We start from the raw sequence: 15,588 nt of genomic DNA, 5'->3' as shown, positions 1-15,588 counted from the left end.
GCCGCGGTCGATGCCGCGCCGTCGTCACTCGACGCTGTCGGGGAACGTCTCGGCGAGGGCGTCGAGTGCCTCGTGGTGTTCGGTCGTGTGCGGGGCGGTCAGCGGCGAGACGCTGACGCGGCCGTCCACGACGGCACGCCGGTCGGTCCCCGGGGGGTCGGGCACCTCACCTTCCGCCATCCGCTCCCAGATGCGGTCGTGAAGCGTCACCTCGCCACCGTCCCGTTCGGCGTCCATCATGTAACTGGTCGAGGGTTCGGTTATCTCCATCTCGGGGCCGCCCTCGGCGGCCGTCTCGGGCACTGGGGCGTTGACGTTGAGGTAGTCCGCGTGGTCGAACACACCCGCGTCGAGGGCGTGGTCCGCGAGGTAACGGGCGGCGTCCGTCGCGTTCCGGTACGCCTCGTACTCCACGTCCACGTCGTAGTAACTCGCGTCCTCGCCGACCGGAACGTACAGGGAGACGGCCATCGCGGGCACGTCGAAGAAGGCGGCTTCGACGGCGGCACTGACGGTGCCGGAACGGCCCAGCACGTACGCGCCGAGGTTCGCGCCCCTGTTACAGCCTGCAACCACCATGTCGGCGTCGGGGTGGAGGGCCTGCAGGCCGGCGACGACGCAGTCCGCGGGCGTCCCATCGATGGCGTAGCCGAGTTCGTGTTCCTGAACGCCGACCGAGTGAGACATGGCGCGGCCGACGGCACTCTTGTCGTCTTTGGGCGCGACGGCAGTGACCGCACCGACATCCGAGAGCGCGTCGTAGAGAGCGCGGAACCCGGTGCTCTCGATGCCATCGTCGTTCGTCACCAGAATCTCCAAATCGCCCATGGGACTACTGCGGGTGGCCGGCGCAAAAGCCCACCGTTCCCCACGGTGGCAATCGACGCACCCACGGACTGCCGGCGGTGTCGGCCACGCGAGCGGTCACCGGCTGGCGGGAACGCTGTCGACGACAGTCTCGCCGTCGACGACGAGGTTGTACGCGCCCTCGTCGTCGTTCCAGAGCGCGAGCGCGTTCTCACAGAGCAGGAGGTCACCGTAGTCGGCCGTCCGGAGTGCCTCGTTCAGGGCCGACTCCCTGGTGAGGACGGCGTAGTGACTGACCTGCTCGCTCCCGTCACCGACTTTGAACAGTGGGTTCGCGTCCGGGCCGTCGGTCAGGTCGTGGCTCAACTTGACCGCGGCCACGTCGATGCGGTTCGAGACGTGCGTGTCCATCTCGTCCATCCGCGCCCACTCGCCGGCGTCGGGGGTGAACTCGATGCGACGCCGCTCCTCGCGTCGGAGCAGGGAGTAGGCGAACTGCACGTCCACGTTGACGAACTCACCGGGGTCGTGGTCTGGGTCCGTCGCCGCCTCGTCCACCCGCCGCTGGAACGGGGGGACCTCGATGTCGGGTTTCACGTCGAACGACCAGCCCTCGTCCGTCGGGCGGGCGTCGGGCCACAACCGGACCGTCGGCGCGTAGACTGTGAGGCCGTCGTCGCCGTCTGACGCGACGTTCGCAGGGTGGTGTTCGACGGCACGCTCGACCTCACGGAGACCGATAGCGGTCTCCCGGTCCGCCGGTGCGAGGGCGACGATGGTCCCGTCGGGTGCGAGCGCGTCGGCGTACCGCTCGACCACGGCCGCCGGGTCCGTGAGTTCGCTGAGGACGCTACAGAACAACACGAGGTCGTACTCACCCTCGGGTTCGAAGTCCTCGGCCGTCGTCTCGTGGACCGTGGTGTGGACGTTCCGGTCCGTCTCCGACAGCATCGCGTCGAGGACGACGGTGGCACCACTGGGTTCGACGGCGTGGTACTCGACGATGGCGTCGGACGGCAAGAGGTCGGACAGGCCGAGTGCCGGGCCGCCGACGCCGGCCCCCACGTCGAGGACGCGCAGGTCGTGAGTCAGCAAGCCGTCCGTCACGAGGTCTGCGAGGACGTACTGGACCGCGGCGTAGTAGTCCGGCAAGTGGTACAGCGCGTACGCGAGGGCCGTCTCCCCGTCGTACTCGACGGCGTTGCCCCAGAGGTAGTCCGTCTTGAGGCTTCGAATCCGGTCCCGGAGTCGGTCACCGGACTCGCCCTCGGGCCAACCGGCCCCGTACTCCCCGACGAGGCAGTCTTCGAGTGCCAGTGCGTACTCGGACGGAAACGACTCGACACCGTGGAACTGGGTGGTGACCGGGCCGTCGGGCACTGGCTCGAAGGTCCCGTCCTCGCGTTCGCGGAGGCCGAGGTCGGTCGCGGACTGTCTGAGGACGCGACGCACGGCCGCCGGGTGTGGGTCCCCTTCGACGTACTCGTGGATTTCCGCCGGGTCGACGGGGCGGACCTCCCGGAGGTACTTGGCGTTCGAGCGAACCTGTTCGCGCTGGTCGTCGTTCATCGGTCGGTTGCCTCGCGGTAGAGGTCGGCGAACGTCTCGGTGTCGGCCGCGGCGATGTCGCGGGCGGCCGCGGCCACGTCGTCGGCTCCGTCGAACGTGGCCTGGATGTCGGCGTAGACACGCGGGTCGCCCCCGCCGACCTGCTCGACGAGGTCGAACAGTGCGTCCGAAACCGGCGTCTGAAAGGCGTCGGGCACGTCCCGAGCGGCGAGGCCGAAAGCGAGTATCGCGGCGTGCGCGCGGCTCTGGACGGTCTCCATCGCCCTGTCGTGTTCGGCGGGTGTCGTCTCGAAACAGTGGTTGCCCGCCGCCGCGAGGGCGGCACGAACGTCGTCAGTGACCGGTCCCGGTTCGTCCACGACGACGGCGACGTTCCCGGGCGCGTTCTCGGGGGCGAAGAGCGGGTGCAGACTCACGCGTTCACAGTCCGGGGCGTGAGTTCGCATCGCGGTCACGGGTCCCGCCGCGCTCCCGGTCACGTCGAGGACGGCCCGTGTCGCCCGGTCGGCGTGTGTCTCGATGGCGTCCGCGGCCGCCGGCATCGGGACCGCGACGCAGACGGCGTCGAACGTCTCGTCGGTGTCGAGCGGGACTGCCCGACCCCACTCGGTGTCGGCGGCCGCGCCGGCCGCGTCCGGGTCGGCGTCGGCGAACGCGACCGCTACCTCGCCAGTCGTGTTCGTGGCGAGCGTCCGGGCGAACCACCGCCCCATCGCGCCCGCACCGACGACCAGTACGTTCATCGACCGGTGGTAGCCCGTCGCCGCTCAAAAGCGGTTCGGGTCCGACGGGCGAGGAGTGGTTACGCGACCACGAGTCGCTCGGGGTACTCCGTGAGGTTCTCGTAGCCGCCCTCGGTGACGACGACGATGTCCTCGATTCGGACGCCGCCGACCGCCGGGTCGTACAACCCCGGTTCGACGGTCACGACGTGGCCCGGTTCGAGTTCCGTCCCGCCCGGGCCGACGAGCGGTTGCTCGTGCACGTCGAGGCCGACGCCGTGGCCGGTGTTGTGGATGAACCCGGTCTCGGCCCCCTCGTCACTCCGGAGGGTCGGTTCCCCGGCGTCCTCGTACACGTCACAGACCGCGTCGTGTACGTCCTCGCCGGTCACACCGGGTTCGAGGGCGTCGAGGGCCGCCGCCTTGGCCCGTGCCGTGAGGTCGTACCACTCCCGCAGGGCGTCGCTCGGGTCGCCGACGAGGAAGGTACGCGTCATGTCGGCGTGGTACTTCGTCGCCTTGTCGCGCGGGAAGATGTCGACGATTATCGGCTCGTCGGCCGCGAGCGGGCCGCTACCGCGGTCGTGTGGGTCGGCGGCGTCGGCTCCGCAGGCGACTATCGTCTCGTCCAGCGCGCATCCGTGTCGGAGGAGCGTCACCTCGATTTCTTCCGTGACGCGCTCGCTGGTCAGCGGGTCCCCGTCGTGGTGGAGGGTGCCGTCGCTGACCGTCGCCGCCGCGAGGAGGTCCTCGGCGGTGGCCATGGCGGCCTCGTTGGCCTTCTGTGCCGTCCGGACGTGTTCGATTTCGTCCTCGGTCTTGATCGCGCGTATCTCCTCGACGACGTTCGCGCCGCCGCGGCCGATTGTCGGGCTGTCGGGCGTCAGTACCTCGATGCCCTGCTCGCGGAGGCCGTCCGCCGTCGCCAGCGGGAACCGTGCGGGGACGGCCACCGATTCGACGCCGTGTTCGCGGCAGAACGCGGCGAGGACGCGCCGACTGCCGTCGACGCGGCCGTGGTCCGCCACCTGTTCGCGCAAGTCGTAGTCGGCGTGGCGTTCGACGGTGGCCGCGCGCGCCTCGCTGGCCGCGCGGCCGTACTCCAACCCGGAGACGAGCAGGTGGACGGACCCGTCGTAGAGGGTGTGGTAGGGGTCCGGCGCGTCGAAGCCCGAGAGGTACAACTGGTCCGATTCGTCGCCGCCGGCGTCCACGAGGAACCCGTCGACGCCCGCCTCGTCGAGGTGGGCGTCGAGGGCCGAGAGGTCGGGGTCCATGCTCGGCGTTCGGAGGGCGACGGGCAAAACTCCGTGGGTCGGGTCCGGTATGCTCATGTCGGGGGCCGACCACGACGCGGGTATGAACGTGGAAGTTTCGCCGTCCAGGGTGCGAGGGGCAGTCCGGACACCACCCTCGAAGAGTTACACACACCGGGCGATACTCGCTGCCGGGTACGCCGACGGCGCGAACGTGACCGACCCGCTGGTGAGTGCCGACACGCGGGCGACGATGCGCGCCGTGGAGGCGTTCGGCGGAGGCGTCGAGCGACGCGAGGACGACAGCGTCATCGACATCGACGGGTTCGGCGGTGACCCCACCGTCCCGGCGGATGTCATCGACTGCGCGAACAGCGGGACGACGATGCGGCTGGTCACGGCCTGTGCCGCGCTCGCGGACGGCGCGACGGTCCTGACGGGGGACGAGTCGCTCCGCTCGCGGCCGCAGGGGCCGCTGCTCGACGCCATCGAGCAACTCGGCGGCCGGGCCGAGAGTACCCGGCGGAACGGGCAGGCACCGCTCGTCGTCGAGGGCCCGATTGCGGGCGGGACTGTGTCTATCCCCGGCGACGTGTCCTCACAGTACATCACCGCGCTGTTGCTGGCCGGGGCAGCGACCGACGAGGGCATCGATATCGAACTGGAGACCGAACTCAAGTCCGCACCCTACGTCGACATTACGCTCGAAGTGCTGGACGCCTTCGGCGTGACGGCGACGGCGACCAACACGGGCTTTCGGGTCGACGGCGGGCAGTCCTACGACCCGCCGGGCGGCGAGTACGCGGTTCCGGGCGACTTCTCTTCGATGTCGTACCTGCTCGCGGCCGGCGCGCTCGCGGCGGACGACGAGTTGCGGGTCCAAGGAGCGCAGCCGAGCGCGCAGGGCGACACTGCCATCGTGGACGTGCTGGAGCGAATGGGAGCCGACATCGAGTGGGACCGCGAGGCCGGAGTCATCACGACACACCAGTCCTCGCTGTCCGGCGTCGAGGTGGGCGTCGAGGACACGCCGGACCTCCTGCCGACGATTGCGGTACTGGGTGCGGCGGCCGACGGAACGACGACCATCACCGACTGTGAACACGTCCGGTACAAGGAAACCGACCGCGTGAGTGCGATGGCCGAGGAGTTGACGAAGATGGGCGCGTCCGTCGAGGAAGCACAGGACACCCTCACGGTCCACGGCGGCGAGACGACCCTTCGGGGGGCCGACGTGGACGGGCGGGCGGACCACCGCATCGTGATGTCACTCGCCGTGGCCGGACTCGTGGCCGACGGGCAGACGACCATCGCGGGCGGCGAACACGTCGACGTGTCGTTCCCGGACTTCTTCGATGCACTCGCGGGCATCGGTGCCGACATCGAGCAGGCGTAACAATCCGTACGTAGCGGCGCGTTCGTCGGTGGAAACGAGGCGAACGTGTATACCGCTGGAGACCTAAGTCATCACATGAGCGAGCAAACCAGCGAGACGACGGATACGATGACATGAGAGTTCGGCGGCAGTCGGTTCGGTCCCGCCGCGCTGGCGTTTCTCGGTTCTGTTGCCCCCGCACTGTACCACTGCTACGTCCGCGGCGACAAGCAGCGAGGGCAGTTCGTCGGCCTGTGGCCAGCGACCGTCCTCGGACTCGCGGCCTCCCTCGAGTTGAGCGAGATAACCGACCTGCCTCGCGAGAGCAACGGAACCACCCCGGCACCCACGCGTGTGCCGGCCGACGAGCGACAGTCCGAACGGACACCAGCTACTACACATGAGCACGAACCTCACCAAGACACTCGGCAGATTCGACCTCGAAACACGGATTCAGTACGGCCTGATGTTCCTCTTCGGGACACTCAGTCTCGTCGTCGCGGTCGCTCCGCTCGAACTACTCATCAAGGCCGTCGTCGTCTCCTCGCTGTTCGGGTTCACCGCCGGCATCTGGGTATCCCACCTCGTCCAAATCGTCCAACGAGCGGCCGACCGGAACAACGCCACCACCACCGATGAGTGAAGACACGCTCGAAGAGCAACCTCGTAACTCGGCGTTCCTGACGGGCTTGGAGTTTCTGACCGGCGACGACCCCAATGCGGGGTCGTTCCTGCTGGTCGTCGGCCTCGTCACCTGCGTGTTCATCGCCGGCTTCCAGTTCACGCTCCCCGCGCCGGTGTCGCACCTGCTCACGGGACTCGTGCTCGTCGTCGCCATCATCAGTTTCGTCATCGGTGCCGTGTTGGACATCCTCGACTACTTCGAGACGCCGTCGGACGTTTCCTGACCAGTTACACCCACGCCAGACCGGGTCACGCCCCCGACTCCCGCGAAACCACCGGCATCGGGGATGGGACGTTTCTCAAAGTCTAAATGCCCGGGTCACTCACAGACGGATAATGAACGGCAACAGTTTCGGTCGGCTCTTTCAGGTGACCACCTACGGGGAGAGCCACGGGGAAGCGATGGGGTGTACCGTCTCCGGCGTCCCCGCGGGCGTGGAACTCTCGGAAGAAGACATCCAGCAGGAACTCGACCGCCGGAAACCCGGCCAATCGATGATAACCACGTCGCGTGGTGAACCGGACGAGGTGACAATCAACAGCGGCATCCAAGACGGCTACACGACGGGCACGCCAATCGGGATGGTCATCCAGAACAAGGACGCACGCTCGGGCAAGTACGAGCCGTTCGTGACCGCGCCGCGCCCGTCACACGGCGATTACACGTACTCCGCGAAGTTCGGCACGCGCAACTGGGGCGGAGGCGGCCGCTCGTCGGCCCGCGAGACGGTCAACTGGGTCGCCGCCGGAGCCATCGCACAGCAGGTCCTCGCCGCCTCCGAGTTCGACGTGCAAATCAAAGCCCACGTCAACCAAGTCGGCGACATCCGGACACCGGAAGTCACCTTCGAGGAGATGCTGGAACACACCGAAGAGAACGAGGTCCGGTGTGCCCACCCCGAGACGGCCGCGGAGATGCGCGAGGCCATCGACCAGTACCAGCAGGAGGGCGACTCCATCGGCGGGTCGATTTACTTCGAGTGTCGCGGCGTCCCGCGCGGCCTCGGCGCGCCGCGCTTCGACTCCTTCCCCGCCCGCCTCGGACAAGCGATGTTCTCGATTCCGGCAACCTCCGCCTTCCAGTTCGGGAAGGGGCGGGATACCCGGACGATGCGTGGGAGCGAACGCAACGAGGACTGGGAGTTCGACGACGGCGAGTCCTACCCCGAGACGGTCAGCGAGGAGGGTGACCCCGTTCCGGTGGGCAACGACCACGGCGGCCTCCAAGGCGGCATCACGACGGGTGAGCCAATCTACGGCGAGGCGACGTGGCACGCGCCGACGAGCATCCCGAAGGAGCAGACCACCGCCGACTGGGAGACGGGCGAGCGCAAGGACATTCAGGTCGTCGGGCGACACGACCCCGTGCTGATGCCCCGTGCCGTCCCCGTCGTCGAGGCGATGCTCCGGCTCACGGTGCTCGACTTCATGCTGTTGGGTGGACGCATCAACCCCGACCGAATCGACGGCCAGCCGGGCGAGTACGAGACGGAGTACCACCCGTCGAGTCCCCGGAACGACCCCGACGAGGCACCCACCCGCGCGGAACCGACCGAAGACGACGACTAACGCGTCGCCGCGAGGACGGCGTAGAAGGGGTCCACACCCGGTGTCTCGGCCGAGCGCACGACCGGTTCAGAGAAGCCTCCCGCGGCATCGAAGTACGACCGGACGAGGTCGGCACGCTCCGTTATCGACCGCTCGCGCCACGCACGAATCGCCTTCTGAACGAACATCCGGTTCGAGAAACTCACGACGGCGACGCCGTCGGGCCGCAAGACACGGCGTATCTCCTCGAAGACTGCTTTCGGGTACTGGAGGTACTGGACGGAGACGGCACAGAGGACGGCGTCGACGGCCGCGTCGTCTAGCGGAAGCGACTGGTCCGCGTTGAGGTTCTGGACGAACCACCGGTCGAGCGCGGGGTTCCGCTCGAGTTCCGCCTCGTTCAATCCGTGCCCGACGACGGTACCGAGCGAGACGTCGTCGGGGAGGTGCGACACCCAACTGCTCATGAGGTCGAGAACGTCGTCACCGTTCGCGAGTACCTCGCGGTACAGGTCCGTCAGGTGGCCCCGGAACGTCTCGTCGACGTGCTGGACGAACCGCGGGTGGTCGTAGAACGCGGCGTCGTCGCCCCCGAAGCGTTTCGAGCGGTCCCCATCCGATAGCGGGTCGGACATGCACAGTCCACGGGTCAGGCGGGCATGAGACTGACGCCCCCGACACCGGGCTTATGCACGGCGCGTCCGACCACTCGGTATGGACGCCGACCAAGAGAGAGTCGCCAACCCGTTCGGGATGGACGAGGACTGCCAACAGTGCCCCGAACTGTGCGAGACGCGCTCACAGGTCGTCCACGGATACGGCGACGTGAGCGCGGAGTTCGTCGTCGTCGGTGCGGCCCCGGGACCGGGTGCCGACCGGACCGGTGTCCCGTTCACCGGCGACGAGCGAGGGGAAGCGGTACTCGACGTGCTCGGCCGTCTCGGCTTCACCGACGCGCCGCCGACGGCGACGGAACCGGACCTCGACAACGTCTATCTGACGTACCTCACGCGGTGTCGCCACCCCGACAGAGCGGCGACGGACGAAGAAGTACGCAACTGCGAGGGGTATCTGAGTGCCGAACTGCGGATGATAAACCCCGAGATTATCGTCCCGGTCGGCGAACGAGTACTCTCCGCGCTGGCGTACGAGTACACGACGAAACCGGCCGATGCCTTCGACATCGCGGCGGACCACGCCACCACGATTCGTGGCCGTGGGTTCGAGTTGGTACCGATGCGTGACCCGGCGGGGCAGAGCGAGAGCGAGCGGACGGCGTTTCTGGAACACTTCTCGTCGCTACTGGAGCGTGATTACAGGCAGACGAAGGGGCGTCGGAGTCGATAAATTACCAGTACGGGTTGGCGAGCCATTCGCGGGACTTCGACCCGACGACGGCGGTGACAGCGATGGCCACCACGACCAGAGCCAGCGTCACGCCCGCCCCGACGACGTTGCCCGAGGAGAGCGTCAGCAGTGCGATGTTCGCGAGCGAGCCTACGACCAACACGGCGACGACCAGCGTCGCGATGTCGCCAGCCAGCGTTCTCCAAGCCATATCCGAATGTTCCCTACGAGTAATATAAAACGCCGGTGTTGCGTCCGGCCGAAACGGCGCGTTCAAGGATGACCCGGTCCGACGTGCGGGTATGACCACAGTTGCCGTCCTCGCAGACCCGCCGCGCGACGGACTCGTACTTCCCGGACTCACCGACTCGACACCGCTCTCGACGACCGAGACGACGGACCTCTACACCGCGATGCTCCGGGACGTGTGCCGGGCAGTCGAGGACAGCGGCGGGGAGTTGCTGGTCAACTACCGCGCCGCCGACGATACCGACGAGGACGCCGCCGAGTCGGAACTCAGGGACGCGCTCCGTCCGGCACTGGGGGCACCCGACGACGCCCGGTTCGAGGTCCAAGTCGGGTCGTCGTTCGCCGCTCGGGCGGGCAACACCGTCACGCACCTGCTCGAAGAGGAGGGCGTCAAGACGGCCGCCGTCGTGGAACCGACCGCCCCGTTCCTCGCCCGACAGGTCGTCGACAACGCGGCGATGAAGTTCCGACGGAGCGAGGCAGTCCTCGGCCCGGCACCGAACGGCCGGGTCTACTACGCTGGCTTCGCCGAACCCATCGATTTCACCGACGCGTTCGCGCCGCCAGCGGTCGGGACGCTGACGGACCGCGCCGCCGACGCCGGACTCGACGTGGACTTTCTGGAGATGCGGCCCGTCGTGGAGACGGCGGCGGACCTCGCGGAGACGGTGGCCCTGCTGTCGGCCCGCGAGCGAGCAGACAGTAACCGTCCGGCGTACACCACGGAGTTCCTGCTGAACCTCGGCGTGGACGTAGTCGAACGCGACGGCGAACTCACCGTCGTCCGGGAGTGACCGACAGGCATTATACGCGCGACGTGAAAACGTTGACTGCGGTGGGGTGGCAGAGCGGCCTAATGCGCCTGCCTTGAGAGCAGGTGTCCTCACGGACTCATGGGTTCAAATCCCATCCCCACCGTATTTTGCCGCGAACAATATCGTGAGCGGCAAATACGTTCATATGGATTTGAAGCAGGGAGTGGAAGGCGAGCGAAGCGAACGGGAACGACCGTGGTTCAAATCCCATCCCCACCGTGTTTGCTCCGAGCGATACCGCGGGGAGCAACGCGTGTCACCGGAGCCAGATGAGCGAACAGAGCGAGCGGCGTGGAGAGTAACCCTTTTGCGTGGTTCGGCCGGAGACGATGGTATGAGCGATTGGCCCCACGACCCGGACGGCGAGGAGGGCAGCGAAGGACGGCGCAAGTACGGGCAGGCGATACTGGCGAAGAAGATAGACGAGGAGGAGGACTTCCCGCTGGTGGCCGAGGAGTTCGTCGAGGAACACGGCGACGAGCCGATTCGTATCGACTCCGAGACGGTCGTCAGCGTCGCCGACATCTTCGAACACGTCGAGGGCGAGGAGTTCGGTGACTTCCCCGAGTTCCACAAGGCCGTCGGCGTGGCCATGCGCGAACACGATTACTGGCCGTACGAGTACGCCTGAACGCCCGAGCGGTCCGTCGTCGGCGTCACGTAGTGTGTGGTGTGAGAGCGCGACACATACTTGTAGGTGGGTGTGGTAGCACCACGATATGGCAACGCACTCGAATCCCAGCACGGACCGGCGGGGTGACCGTCACGACGGACTTCCTGCGGCCGTAGTCGAGGAGTTGCTGGCCTCACGGGCGCGGCGGCGGATACTCGCCCACCTTCGCACCGCGGACCGCCCGGTGGCGGTGGGTGACCTCGCGGAACTGGTCGCCACTGGTGACCTCACCGGTGACGCGTCGGCGGCGAAGCGTCGGCAGGCGCGGCGGGAGATTTACCAGACCCACCTGCCGATACTGACTGCAACCGGGACCGTCGCGTTCAATTCGATGCTCGGAACCGTCGAGTTCACTGGTTGTCCGGCGGTGGTCGCACGGCTCGAACGCGTGACCGAGGTGGGCGGGCCGTAACCGAGACGGAAGACAAATAGCGGGGCGGTCCGAACCCGCGGATACAGTGACGAACACGCAGGTGACCCACATCCAAATCGACAACTACGGGCCGTGGACGGTCACCCCGGAGCCACGGCGGGAGGTCGACCTCCAGACACTCCAGTCGCGGCTGTTCGCAGACCTCTCGCAGTTGTTCGGGAACCGCGACGGCTACGTCTTCTTCTCTCGGTTCGACAATATGATAGCCGTCTCGAACGGGTTGGACATGGACGACCACGCGATGGTCCAAGAGTCCGTCGGGAACCGCTATCCGGTGACGATGAGTCTCGCCGTCGCGACGGGGACGACACCGGCGGCGGCACTCGGTGACGCGACGAATCTCCTCCAAGACGCCGGGAGTGCTCAGGACGAACACCGGCGCGAGATTCTGGCCGGGCGGAGCATCGACCCCGACTTCCGGACCGACGAAGACGTGCAGATAGCACACTTCGACGTGAACGACGCGACGGGCAAGTACACCGACCAGTTGAACGAGTTCGACACGTTCATCAACATCGAACAGGGCTACGCCAGCCTCATGCGGTACATGCGCGAGGCGTATGGCTCGCTGTCATTTTTCGTCGGCGGGGACAACGTCATCGCCGTGTGTCCGGACCTCGACGCGGCCGACTACGAGGACGCCATCGAGCACGTCAACGACGACGTAGACGTGGAGTTGAAGGTCGGCGTCGGGCGGGGTGCGACGGCACAGGACGCCGGGATGGACGCCAAACACGCGCTCGAAGAGTGTCGGGCCACCGGGACAGACGTCGAACTCACCTTCTGACTGCGTAGCCACGAACCTACATCCGGCGCGCTATTAAGCGTAGCGGAGGTACCTTTTAGCACCCGTGTGCTAAAGCATGGCACATGAACGGAGACGTAACGGTTCGAGAGGTAATGCGGCGGGAGTTCGTCGGCGTGAGCGAGGCGGACACGCTCCGTGACACAGCGGGGCTGATGCTCGACGAGGATGTCGAGGCAGTCGCCGTCCTCCGCGGGAGTGACCCGGAGGGACTCCTGACCCAACAGGACATCCTCGAAGTTGCCGTCGAGGGGGCGGCGTTGTCGGACACCGTCGCCGCCGACGCCATGCGAACGGAGTTACCGGTCGTCGAACCCGACACGCCGCTGACGGCGGCGGCCGACCGGATGTCGGGACAACAGGCTCGCCACCTCTTCGTGATGGGGGACGGGGAACTCCTCGGCCTCGTCTCCGAACACGACGTGGTCACGGCGACGACGCTCGACCCCGGCGGCGAGGCAGAGACGCGAGAGGTTGCGACCGAGGCGGTCCGCGCCGAGGCGGCCGTCGTGGGCGAAGGCGAAGCCACAGCGACCGAAGGATACTCGAATCAGGGAATCTGTGAAGTCTGCGGGACGCTCACGCGGAACCTCTCGTCGTTCAACGGACAACTGGTCTGTAGCGACTGCCGGGACGTGTGAGGCCACGACTGCGCGTCGACTGGCATCACAACACCTATCGTCCGGGGGCCAGCAGAGAGGGGTATGGGGATACCGACGTTGGACGACCTCACCGTCGATGGAACGACGGTGGGGGTGCGCGTGGACATCAACAGTCCGCTGGACGAGTCCGGCGCGCTCGCGGACGACGCCCGCCTCCACGCGCACGTCGGCACACTGAACGAGTTGCTCGACCGCGGCGGCAAGGTCGCCATCCTCGCTCACCAAGGGCGACCGGGTGGTGACGAGTTCGACACGCTCGACGACCACGCCGCCCGGCTGGACGAACTGCTTTCGTTCCCGGTCAGTTACTGCGATGCGACGTTCTCGACGGATGCACACGCCGCCATCGAGAGTCTGGACCGTGGCGAGGCCGTCCTCCTCGAGAACACCCGTTTCTACAGCGAGGAGTACATGGAGTTCCCACCCGAGGAGGCCGCCGGAACCTTCCTCGTCGAACGGCTCGCGCCCGTCGTGGACGCATTCGTCAACGACGCGTTCGCGGCCGCACACCGGTCACAGCCCTCTATCGTCGGCTTCCCGCTCCGGGTCGACAGCTACGCCGGACGGGTCATGGAGCGGGAGTTAGACGTACTCGGGGCCATCGAGGAGACGCCGCGGCCGCGCGTGTACGCCCTCGGCGGCGCGAAGATATCCGACGCGCTCGACGTGGCGGAGAGCGTCCTCGAACGCGACTTGGCCGACGCCGTTCTCACGAGCGGCATGACCGGGAACGCCTTCCTCGCGGCCAGCGGTGTCGACATCGGCGCGCCGTCGCTCGACGCGATTCAGGACCGCGACGCCACGGCCGTCGAGGACGCCGCGGCCCTCTTAGAGGAGTACGGCAGTCGCATCCACGTGCCGGAAGACGTCGCAGTCTCCCGGGACGGGACACGCCAAGAGGTCACCGTCTCCGACCTGCCGGCGGACGCGCCCGCGCTCGACGTGGGGCCGGCGACGATGGCCGCCTACGCGGACGTCTTCGAGACGGCCGGAACGGCCATCCTGAACGGTCCTGCGGGCGTCTTCGAGCAGGAGGCGTTCGCCGAGGGGACACGGGAGATATTCGGCGCGGCGCGGAACGCGGAGTGTAGCATCGTCGGCGGCGGCGATACGGCGGCGTCACTCCGCCAACTCGGCATCGACGGGTTCGACCACGTCAGCACGGGTGGCGGCGCGGCACTCCGCCTGCTTACCGGCGATACCTTACCCGCCGTCGAAGTTCTTCGAGAGTAGTGTTCGTCGAGTCACCGGACATCGACGCGGTAGCGCGACTCGGTGACTGCTGGGTGAACCTCGCACGGGAACAGCGTGCCCACGGCTCACATCTCTCCGCCGAGGCCAACCTCGCACACATCACGGAGAACATCGCCCGCGCCATCGCCGCCGACAGCGTCCGGGTGGCACGGGCGGAGGACGGCGACGGCATCGACGCCGACACCGACGAGATACTGGGGTTCGTGATGTTCAGTGCTGGAACCGAGGTGTTGGCGACGGATGCGGTTCGGGGTACCATCGAGAACCTCTATGTCCGCCCGCCGTACCGGAACCGTGGTGTCGGGAGCGACCTGTTGGCGGCGGCGACGACGGCACTCGAATCGCGCGGTGTCGACGCAATCACGCTCGACGTGTTGGCCGCGAACGAGGCGGCCCGGCGGTTCTACCGACGGCACGGGTACGAGCCCCACCGAGTGCGGATGGAGCGGCCGGTCGAAAACGATAGGCACACAAAGGACGACGGATAAGCACCGACCGCGCCAGGGGAGCTTGGGCGGTCCAAGCACCCGACTTGTAATCGGGAGTTCGTGGGTTCAAATCCCACCCCTGGCTCTTCTGTCCGAACGTCGTACGGACGAACAGTCGCTGGGATTTGAACCAGGGAGTGGGAGGTGAGCGAACAGCGTGAGCGAACGGGAACGACCGTGGTTCACACTGCCACCCCTGGCTCTTCTGTCCGAACGTCGTACGGACGAACAGTCGCCGGCTTACGCGCTCTGCTCGGGGTCGGCAGCGAGGTCGCCGAACCCTGAGAGGCGGTACGCGCGGGAGTCCGTGCAATCCTCGGTTTCGTCGGCGAGGGTACCGATGGCGTCGTTGAATCGGTGGGTGAACGCGTCGTAGCTGTCGGCTGCCGCCTCGACAGCGTCGAGGACGGCCGCCGCCGTCAGGTCCTCGGCCCAGTCCTCGCGGAAGGCCGCCGCCCTCCCGGCGGCCGCCGTGGCTTCGTCGGCCGTCGCACCGGCTTCCGTCTCGAACGCGTCGGCGAGTGCTGCCTCGAAGTCGTCGTCACTCATGGGAGGAGGATGAGGTCGTACCTCCGTATGTGTTCCGGGTTCGGACCGGTGGCTCAGTCGTCCGCGGCGGATTCGAGTACCTGTGCGTCGAGTCTGCCCTCGACGTAGTCTCTGCCGCGGTCGGATAACTGGTAGAGTGCCCGGGACTCGTTGTGATACTCGACGAGGTGGTGGTCTCCGAGTTCGAGCAGGTGCTCGCGGACCGTCTGTCGTTTCCAGTCCGTGTTCGCAGCGATGACGCTGGGTGTCAACACCAGTTCCTGTCGCTCCCCGTTCCGCAACAGTTCGAGAATGTCGCGGTCTACGGGCGTCATCCACGACGCGAGTCGGGGGCGCATGGTGAACCACTTAG

General features: G+C 67.2%; 20 protein-coding genes and 2 tRNA genes. 14 read left to right on the top strand and 8 right to left on the bottom strand.

Translation table 11 applies throughout. From position 1 onward, the window contains the following. Positions 1-24 precede the first annotated feature (24 nt). The 4 genes from surE to MUG95_RS14400 form a co-directional block, all read right to left on the bottom strand. Positions 25-828, bottom strand: coding sequence for a 5'/3'-nucleotidase SurE (gene surE, locus MUG95_RS14415; protein WP_247008915.1), 804 nt, complete (start codon positions 826-828; stop codon positions 25-27). A gap of 96 nt (positions 829-924) precedes the next feature. After that, the gene (locus MUG95_RS14410) at positions 925-2,376 is read right to left on the bottom strand and encodes a small ribosomal subunit Rsm22 family protein (protein WP_247008914.1); all 1,452 of its coding nucleotides are present in this window, start codon (positions 2,374-2,376) and stop codon (positions 925-927) included. Continuing rightward, positions 2,373-3,119, bottom strand: coding sequence for a prephenate dehydrogenase/arogenate dehydrogenase family protein (locus MUG95_RS14405; RefSeq protein ID WP_247008913.1), 747 nt, complete (start codon positions 3,117-3,119; stop codon positions 2,373-2,375). Before MUG95_RS14405 ends, MUG95_RS14410 begins: the two co-directional genes overlap by 4 nt. Positions 3,120-3,178: 59 nt before the next feature. After that, positions 3,179-4,375 carry a M24 family metallopeptidase gene (locus MUG95_RS14400; RefSeq protein ID WP_247010499.1) on the bottom strand — a complete coding sequence of 399 codons (1,197 nt, stop codon included), beginning with the start codon at positions 4,373-4,375 and terminating at the stop codon, positions 3,179-3,181. Positions 4,376-4,457: 82 nt separating this feature from the next. Between MUG95_RS14400 and aroA the strand changes: the two genes are divergently transcribed. From aroA to aroC, 4 genes are all read left to right on the top strand, one after another. Then, positions 4,458-5,750, top strand: coding sequence for a 3-phosphoshikimate 1-carboxyvinyltransferase (gene aroA, locus MUG95_RS14395; RefSeq protein WP_247008912.1), 1,293 nt, complete (start codon positions 4,458-4,460; stop codon positions 5,748-5,750). Between the two features lie 379 nt (positions 5,751-6,129). After that, positions 6,130-6,372 (top strand): hypothetical protein, encoded by a 243-nt coding sequence (locus MUG95_RS14390; RefSeq protein ID WP_247008911.1) that lies wholly within the window; start codon positions 6,130-6,132, stop codon positions 6,370-6,372. After that, a complete protein-coding gene (locus tag MUG95_RS14385) occupies positions 6,365-6,637 on the top strand; it encodes a hypothetical protein (RefSeq protein ID WP_247008910.1) in 273 nt (90 codons plus the stop codon). Before MUG95_RS14390 ends, MUG95_RS14385 begins: the two co-directional genes overlap by 8 nt. A gap of 112 nt (positions 6,638-6,749) precedes the next feature. Beyond that, positions 6,750-7,982 (top strand): chorismate synthase, encoded by a 1,233-nt coding sequence (gene aroC, locus MUG95_RS14380; RefSeq protein WP_247008909.1) that lies wholly within the window; start codon positions 6,750-6,752, stop codon positions 7,980-7,982. Here the strand turns inward: aroC and MUG95_RS14375 are convergent. Further along, a complete protein-coding gene (locus MUG95_RS14375; protein ID WP_247008908.1) occupies positions 7,979-8,596 on the bottom strand; it encodes a class I SAM-dependent methyltransferase in 618 nt (205 codons plus the stop codon). The genes aroC and MUG95_RS14375 overlap by 4 nt on opposite strands. A 79-nt stretch (positions 8,597-8,675) precedes the next feature. Here MUG95_RS14375 and MUG95_RS14370 point away from each other — a divergent pair, with 79 nt between their 5' ends. After that, the gene (locus MUG95_RS14370) at positions 8,676-9,308 is read left to right on the top strand and encodes a uracil-DNA glycosylase (RefSeq protein ID WP_247008907.1); all 633 of its coding nucleotides are present in this window, start codon (positions 8,676-8,678) and stop codon (positions 9,306-9,308) included. Position 9,309: 1 nt separating this feature from the next. On the opposite strand, the gene MUG95_RS14365 is transcribed toward MUG95_RS14370, so the two are convergent. Then, complete coding sequence (locus MUG95_RS14365; RefSeq protein ID WP_247008906.1) at positions 9,310-9,519, bottom strand: hypothetical protein; 210 nt, start codon at positions 9,517-9,519, stop codon at positions 9,310-9,312. Positions 9,520-9,610: 91 nt separating this feature from the next. On the opposite strand from MUG95_RS14365, the gene MUG95_RS14360 reads away from it, so the two are divergent. The 9 genes from MUG95_RS14360 (at position 9,611) to MUG95_RS14320 (ending at position 14,772) form a co-directional block, all read left to right on the top strand. Continuing rightward, a complete protein-coding gene (locus MUG95_RS14360; RefSeq protein WP_247008905.1) occupies positions 9,611-10,351 on the top strand; it encodes a hypothetical protein in 741 nt (246 codons plus the stop codon). Between the two features lie 40 nt (positions 10,352-10,391). Further along, positions 10,392-10,475, top strand: a tRNA-Ser gene (locus MUG95_RS14355). Between the two features lie 231 nt (positions 10,476-10,706). Continuing rightward, positions 10,707-11,003 carry a DUF5785 family protein gene (locus MUG95_RS14350; RefSeq protein WP_247008904.1) on the top strand — a complete coding sequence of 99 codons (297 nt, stop codon included), beginning with the start codon at positions 10,707-10,709 and terminating at the stop codon, positions 11,001-11,003. Between the two features lie 88 nt (positions 11,004-11,091). Continuing rightward, positions 11,092-11,457: a DUF7344 domain-containing protein gene (locus MUG95_RS14345; protein ID WP_247008903.1), complete on the top strand. Its 366-nt coding sequence runs from the start codon at positions 11,092-11,094 to the stop codon at positions 11,455-11,457. Between the two features lie 46 nt (positions 11,458-11,503). Then, positions 11,504-12,265 (top strand): GTP cyclohydrolase III, encoded by a 762-nt coding sequence (locus tag MUG95_RS14340; RefSeq protein ID WP_247008902.1) that lies wholly within the window; start codon positions 11,504-11,506, stop codon positions 12,263-12,265. 83 nt (positions 12,266-12,348) lie between these two features. Further along, entirely contained in the window at positions 12,349-12,924 is a 576-nt protein-coding gene (locus MUG95_RS14335; protein WP_247008901.1) for a CBS domain-containing protein, read from the top strand. Positions 12,925-12,987: 63 nt separating this feature from the next. Then, the gene (locus MUG95_RS14330) at positions 12,988-14,178 is read left to right on the top strand and encodes a phosphoglycerate kinase (protein WP_247008900.1); all 1,191 of its coding nucleotides are present in this window, start codon (positions 12,988-12,990) and stop codon (positions 14,176-14,178) included. Continuing rightward, entirely contained in the window at positions 14,178-14,687 is a 510-nt protein-coding gene (locus tag MUG95_RS14325) for a GNAT family N-acetyltransferase (RefSeq protein ID WP_247008899.1), read from the top strand. Before MUG95_RS14330 ends, MUG95_RS14325 begins: the two co-directional genes overlap by 1 nt. An 11-nt stretch (positions 14,688-14,698) precedes the next feature. Beyond that, a tRNA-Thr gene (locus MUG95_RS14320) sits at positions 14,699-14,772 on the top strand. A gap of 155 nt (positions 14,773-14,927) precedes the next feature. Here MUG95_RS14320 and MUG95_RS14315 read toward each other — a convergent pair. Continuing rightward, positions 14,928-15,236, bottom strand: coding sequence for a hypothetical protein (locus MUG95_RS14315; RefSeq protein ID WP_247008898.1), 309 nt, complete (start codon positions 15,234-15,236; stop codon positions 14,928-14,930). A gap of 53 nt (positions 15,237-15,289) precedes the next feature. Further along, positions 15,290-15,574 carry a winged helix-turn-helix domain-containing protein gene (locus MUG95_RS14310; protein WP_247008897.1) on the bottom strand — a complete coding sequence of 95 codons (285 nt, stop codon included), beginning with the start codon at positions 15,572-15,574 and terminating at the stop codon, positions 15,290-15,292. Between the last annotated feature and the right edge of the window lie 14 nt (positions 15,575-15,588).

Source organism: Halorientalis litorea (genome assembly GCF_023028225.1).
Taxonomy (GTDB): Archaea; Halobacteriota; Halobacteria; order Halobacteriales; family Haloarculaceae; genus Halorientalis; species Halorientalis litorea.
Note: the sequence above shows the minus strand (reverse complement) of the source record. Positions and strands in the feature narration are given on the sequence as shown.

Coding starts and splice junctions, on each gene's coding strand:
- MUG95_RS14375 (WP_247008908.1), bottom strand. CDS start 8,596: ATGTCCGACCCGCTATCGGATGGGGACCGCTCGAAACGCTTCGGGGGC.
- aroA (WP_247008912.1), top strand. CDS start 4,458: ATGAACGTGGAAGTTTCGCCGTCCAGGGTGCGAGGGGCAGTCCGGACA.
- MUG95_RS14350 (WP_247008904.1), top strand. CDS start 10,707: ATGAGCGATTGGCCCCACGACCCGGACGGCGAGGAGGGCAGCGAAGGA.
- MUG95_RS14405 (WP_247008913.1), bottom strand. CDS start 3,119: ATGAACGTACTGGTCGTCGGTGCGGGCGCGATGGGGCGGTGGTTCGCC.
- MUG95_RS14310 (WP_247008897.1), bottom strand. CDS start 15,574: ATGCGCCCCCGACTCGCGTCGTGGATGACGCCCGTAGACCGCGACATT.
- MUG95_RS14335 (WP_247008901.1), top strand. CDS start 12,349: ATGAACGGAGACGTAACGGTTCGAGAGGTAATGCGGCGGGAGTTCGTC.
- MUG95_RS14390 (WP_247008911.1), top strand. CDS start 6,130: ATGAGCACGAACCTCACCAAGACACTCGGCAGATTCGACCTCGAAACA.
- MUG95_RS14365 (WP_247008906.1), bottom strand. CDS start 9,519: ATGGCTTGGAGAACGCTGGCTGGCGACATCGCGACGCTGGTCGTCGCC.
- MUG95_RS14315 (WP_247008898.1), bottom strand. CDS start 15,236: ATGAGTGACGACGACTTCGAGGCAGCACTCGCCGACGCGTTCGAGACG.
- aroC (WP_247008909.1), top strand. CDS start 6,750: ATGAACGGCAACAGTTTCGGTCGGCTCTTTCAGGTGACCACCTACGGG.
- MUG95_RS14410 (WP_247008914.1), bottom strand. CDS start 2,376: ATGAACGACGACCAGCGCGAACAGGTTCGCTCGAACGCCAAGTACCTC.
- MUG95_RS14345 (WP_247008903.1), top strand. CDS start 11,092: ATGGCAACGCACTCGAATCCCAGCACGGACCGGCGGGGTGACCGTCAC.
- MUG95_RS14400 (WP_247010499.1), bottom strand. CDS start 4,375: ATGGACCCCGACCTCTCGGCCCTCGACGCCCACCTCGACGAGGCGGGC.
- surE (WP_247008915.1), bottom strand. CDS start 828: ATGGGCGATTTGGAGATTCTGGTGACGAACGACGATGGCATCGAGAGC.
- MUG95_RS14330 (WP_247008900.1), top strand. CDS start 12,988: ATGGGGATACCGACGTTGGACGACCTCACCGTCGATGGAACGACGGTG.
- MUG95_RS14360 (WP_247008905.1), top strand. CDS start 9,611: ATGACCACAGTTGCCGTCCTCGCAGACCCGCCGCGCGACGGACTCGTA.
- MUG95_RS14385 (WP_247008910.1), top strand. CDS start 6,365: ATGAGTGAAGACACGCTCGAAGAGCAACCTCGTAACTCGGCGTTCCTG.
- MUG95_RS14370 (WP_247008907.1), top strand. CDS start 8,676: ATGGACGCCGACCAAGAGAGAGTCGCCAACCCGTTCGGGATGGACGAG.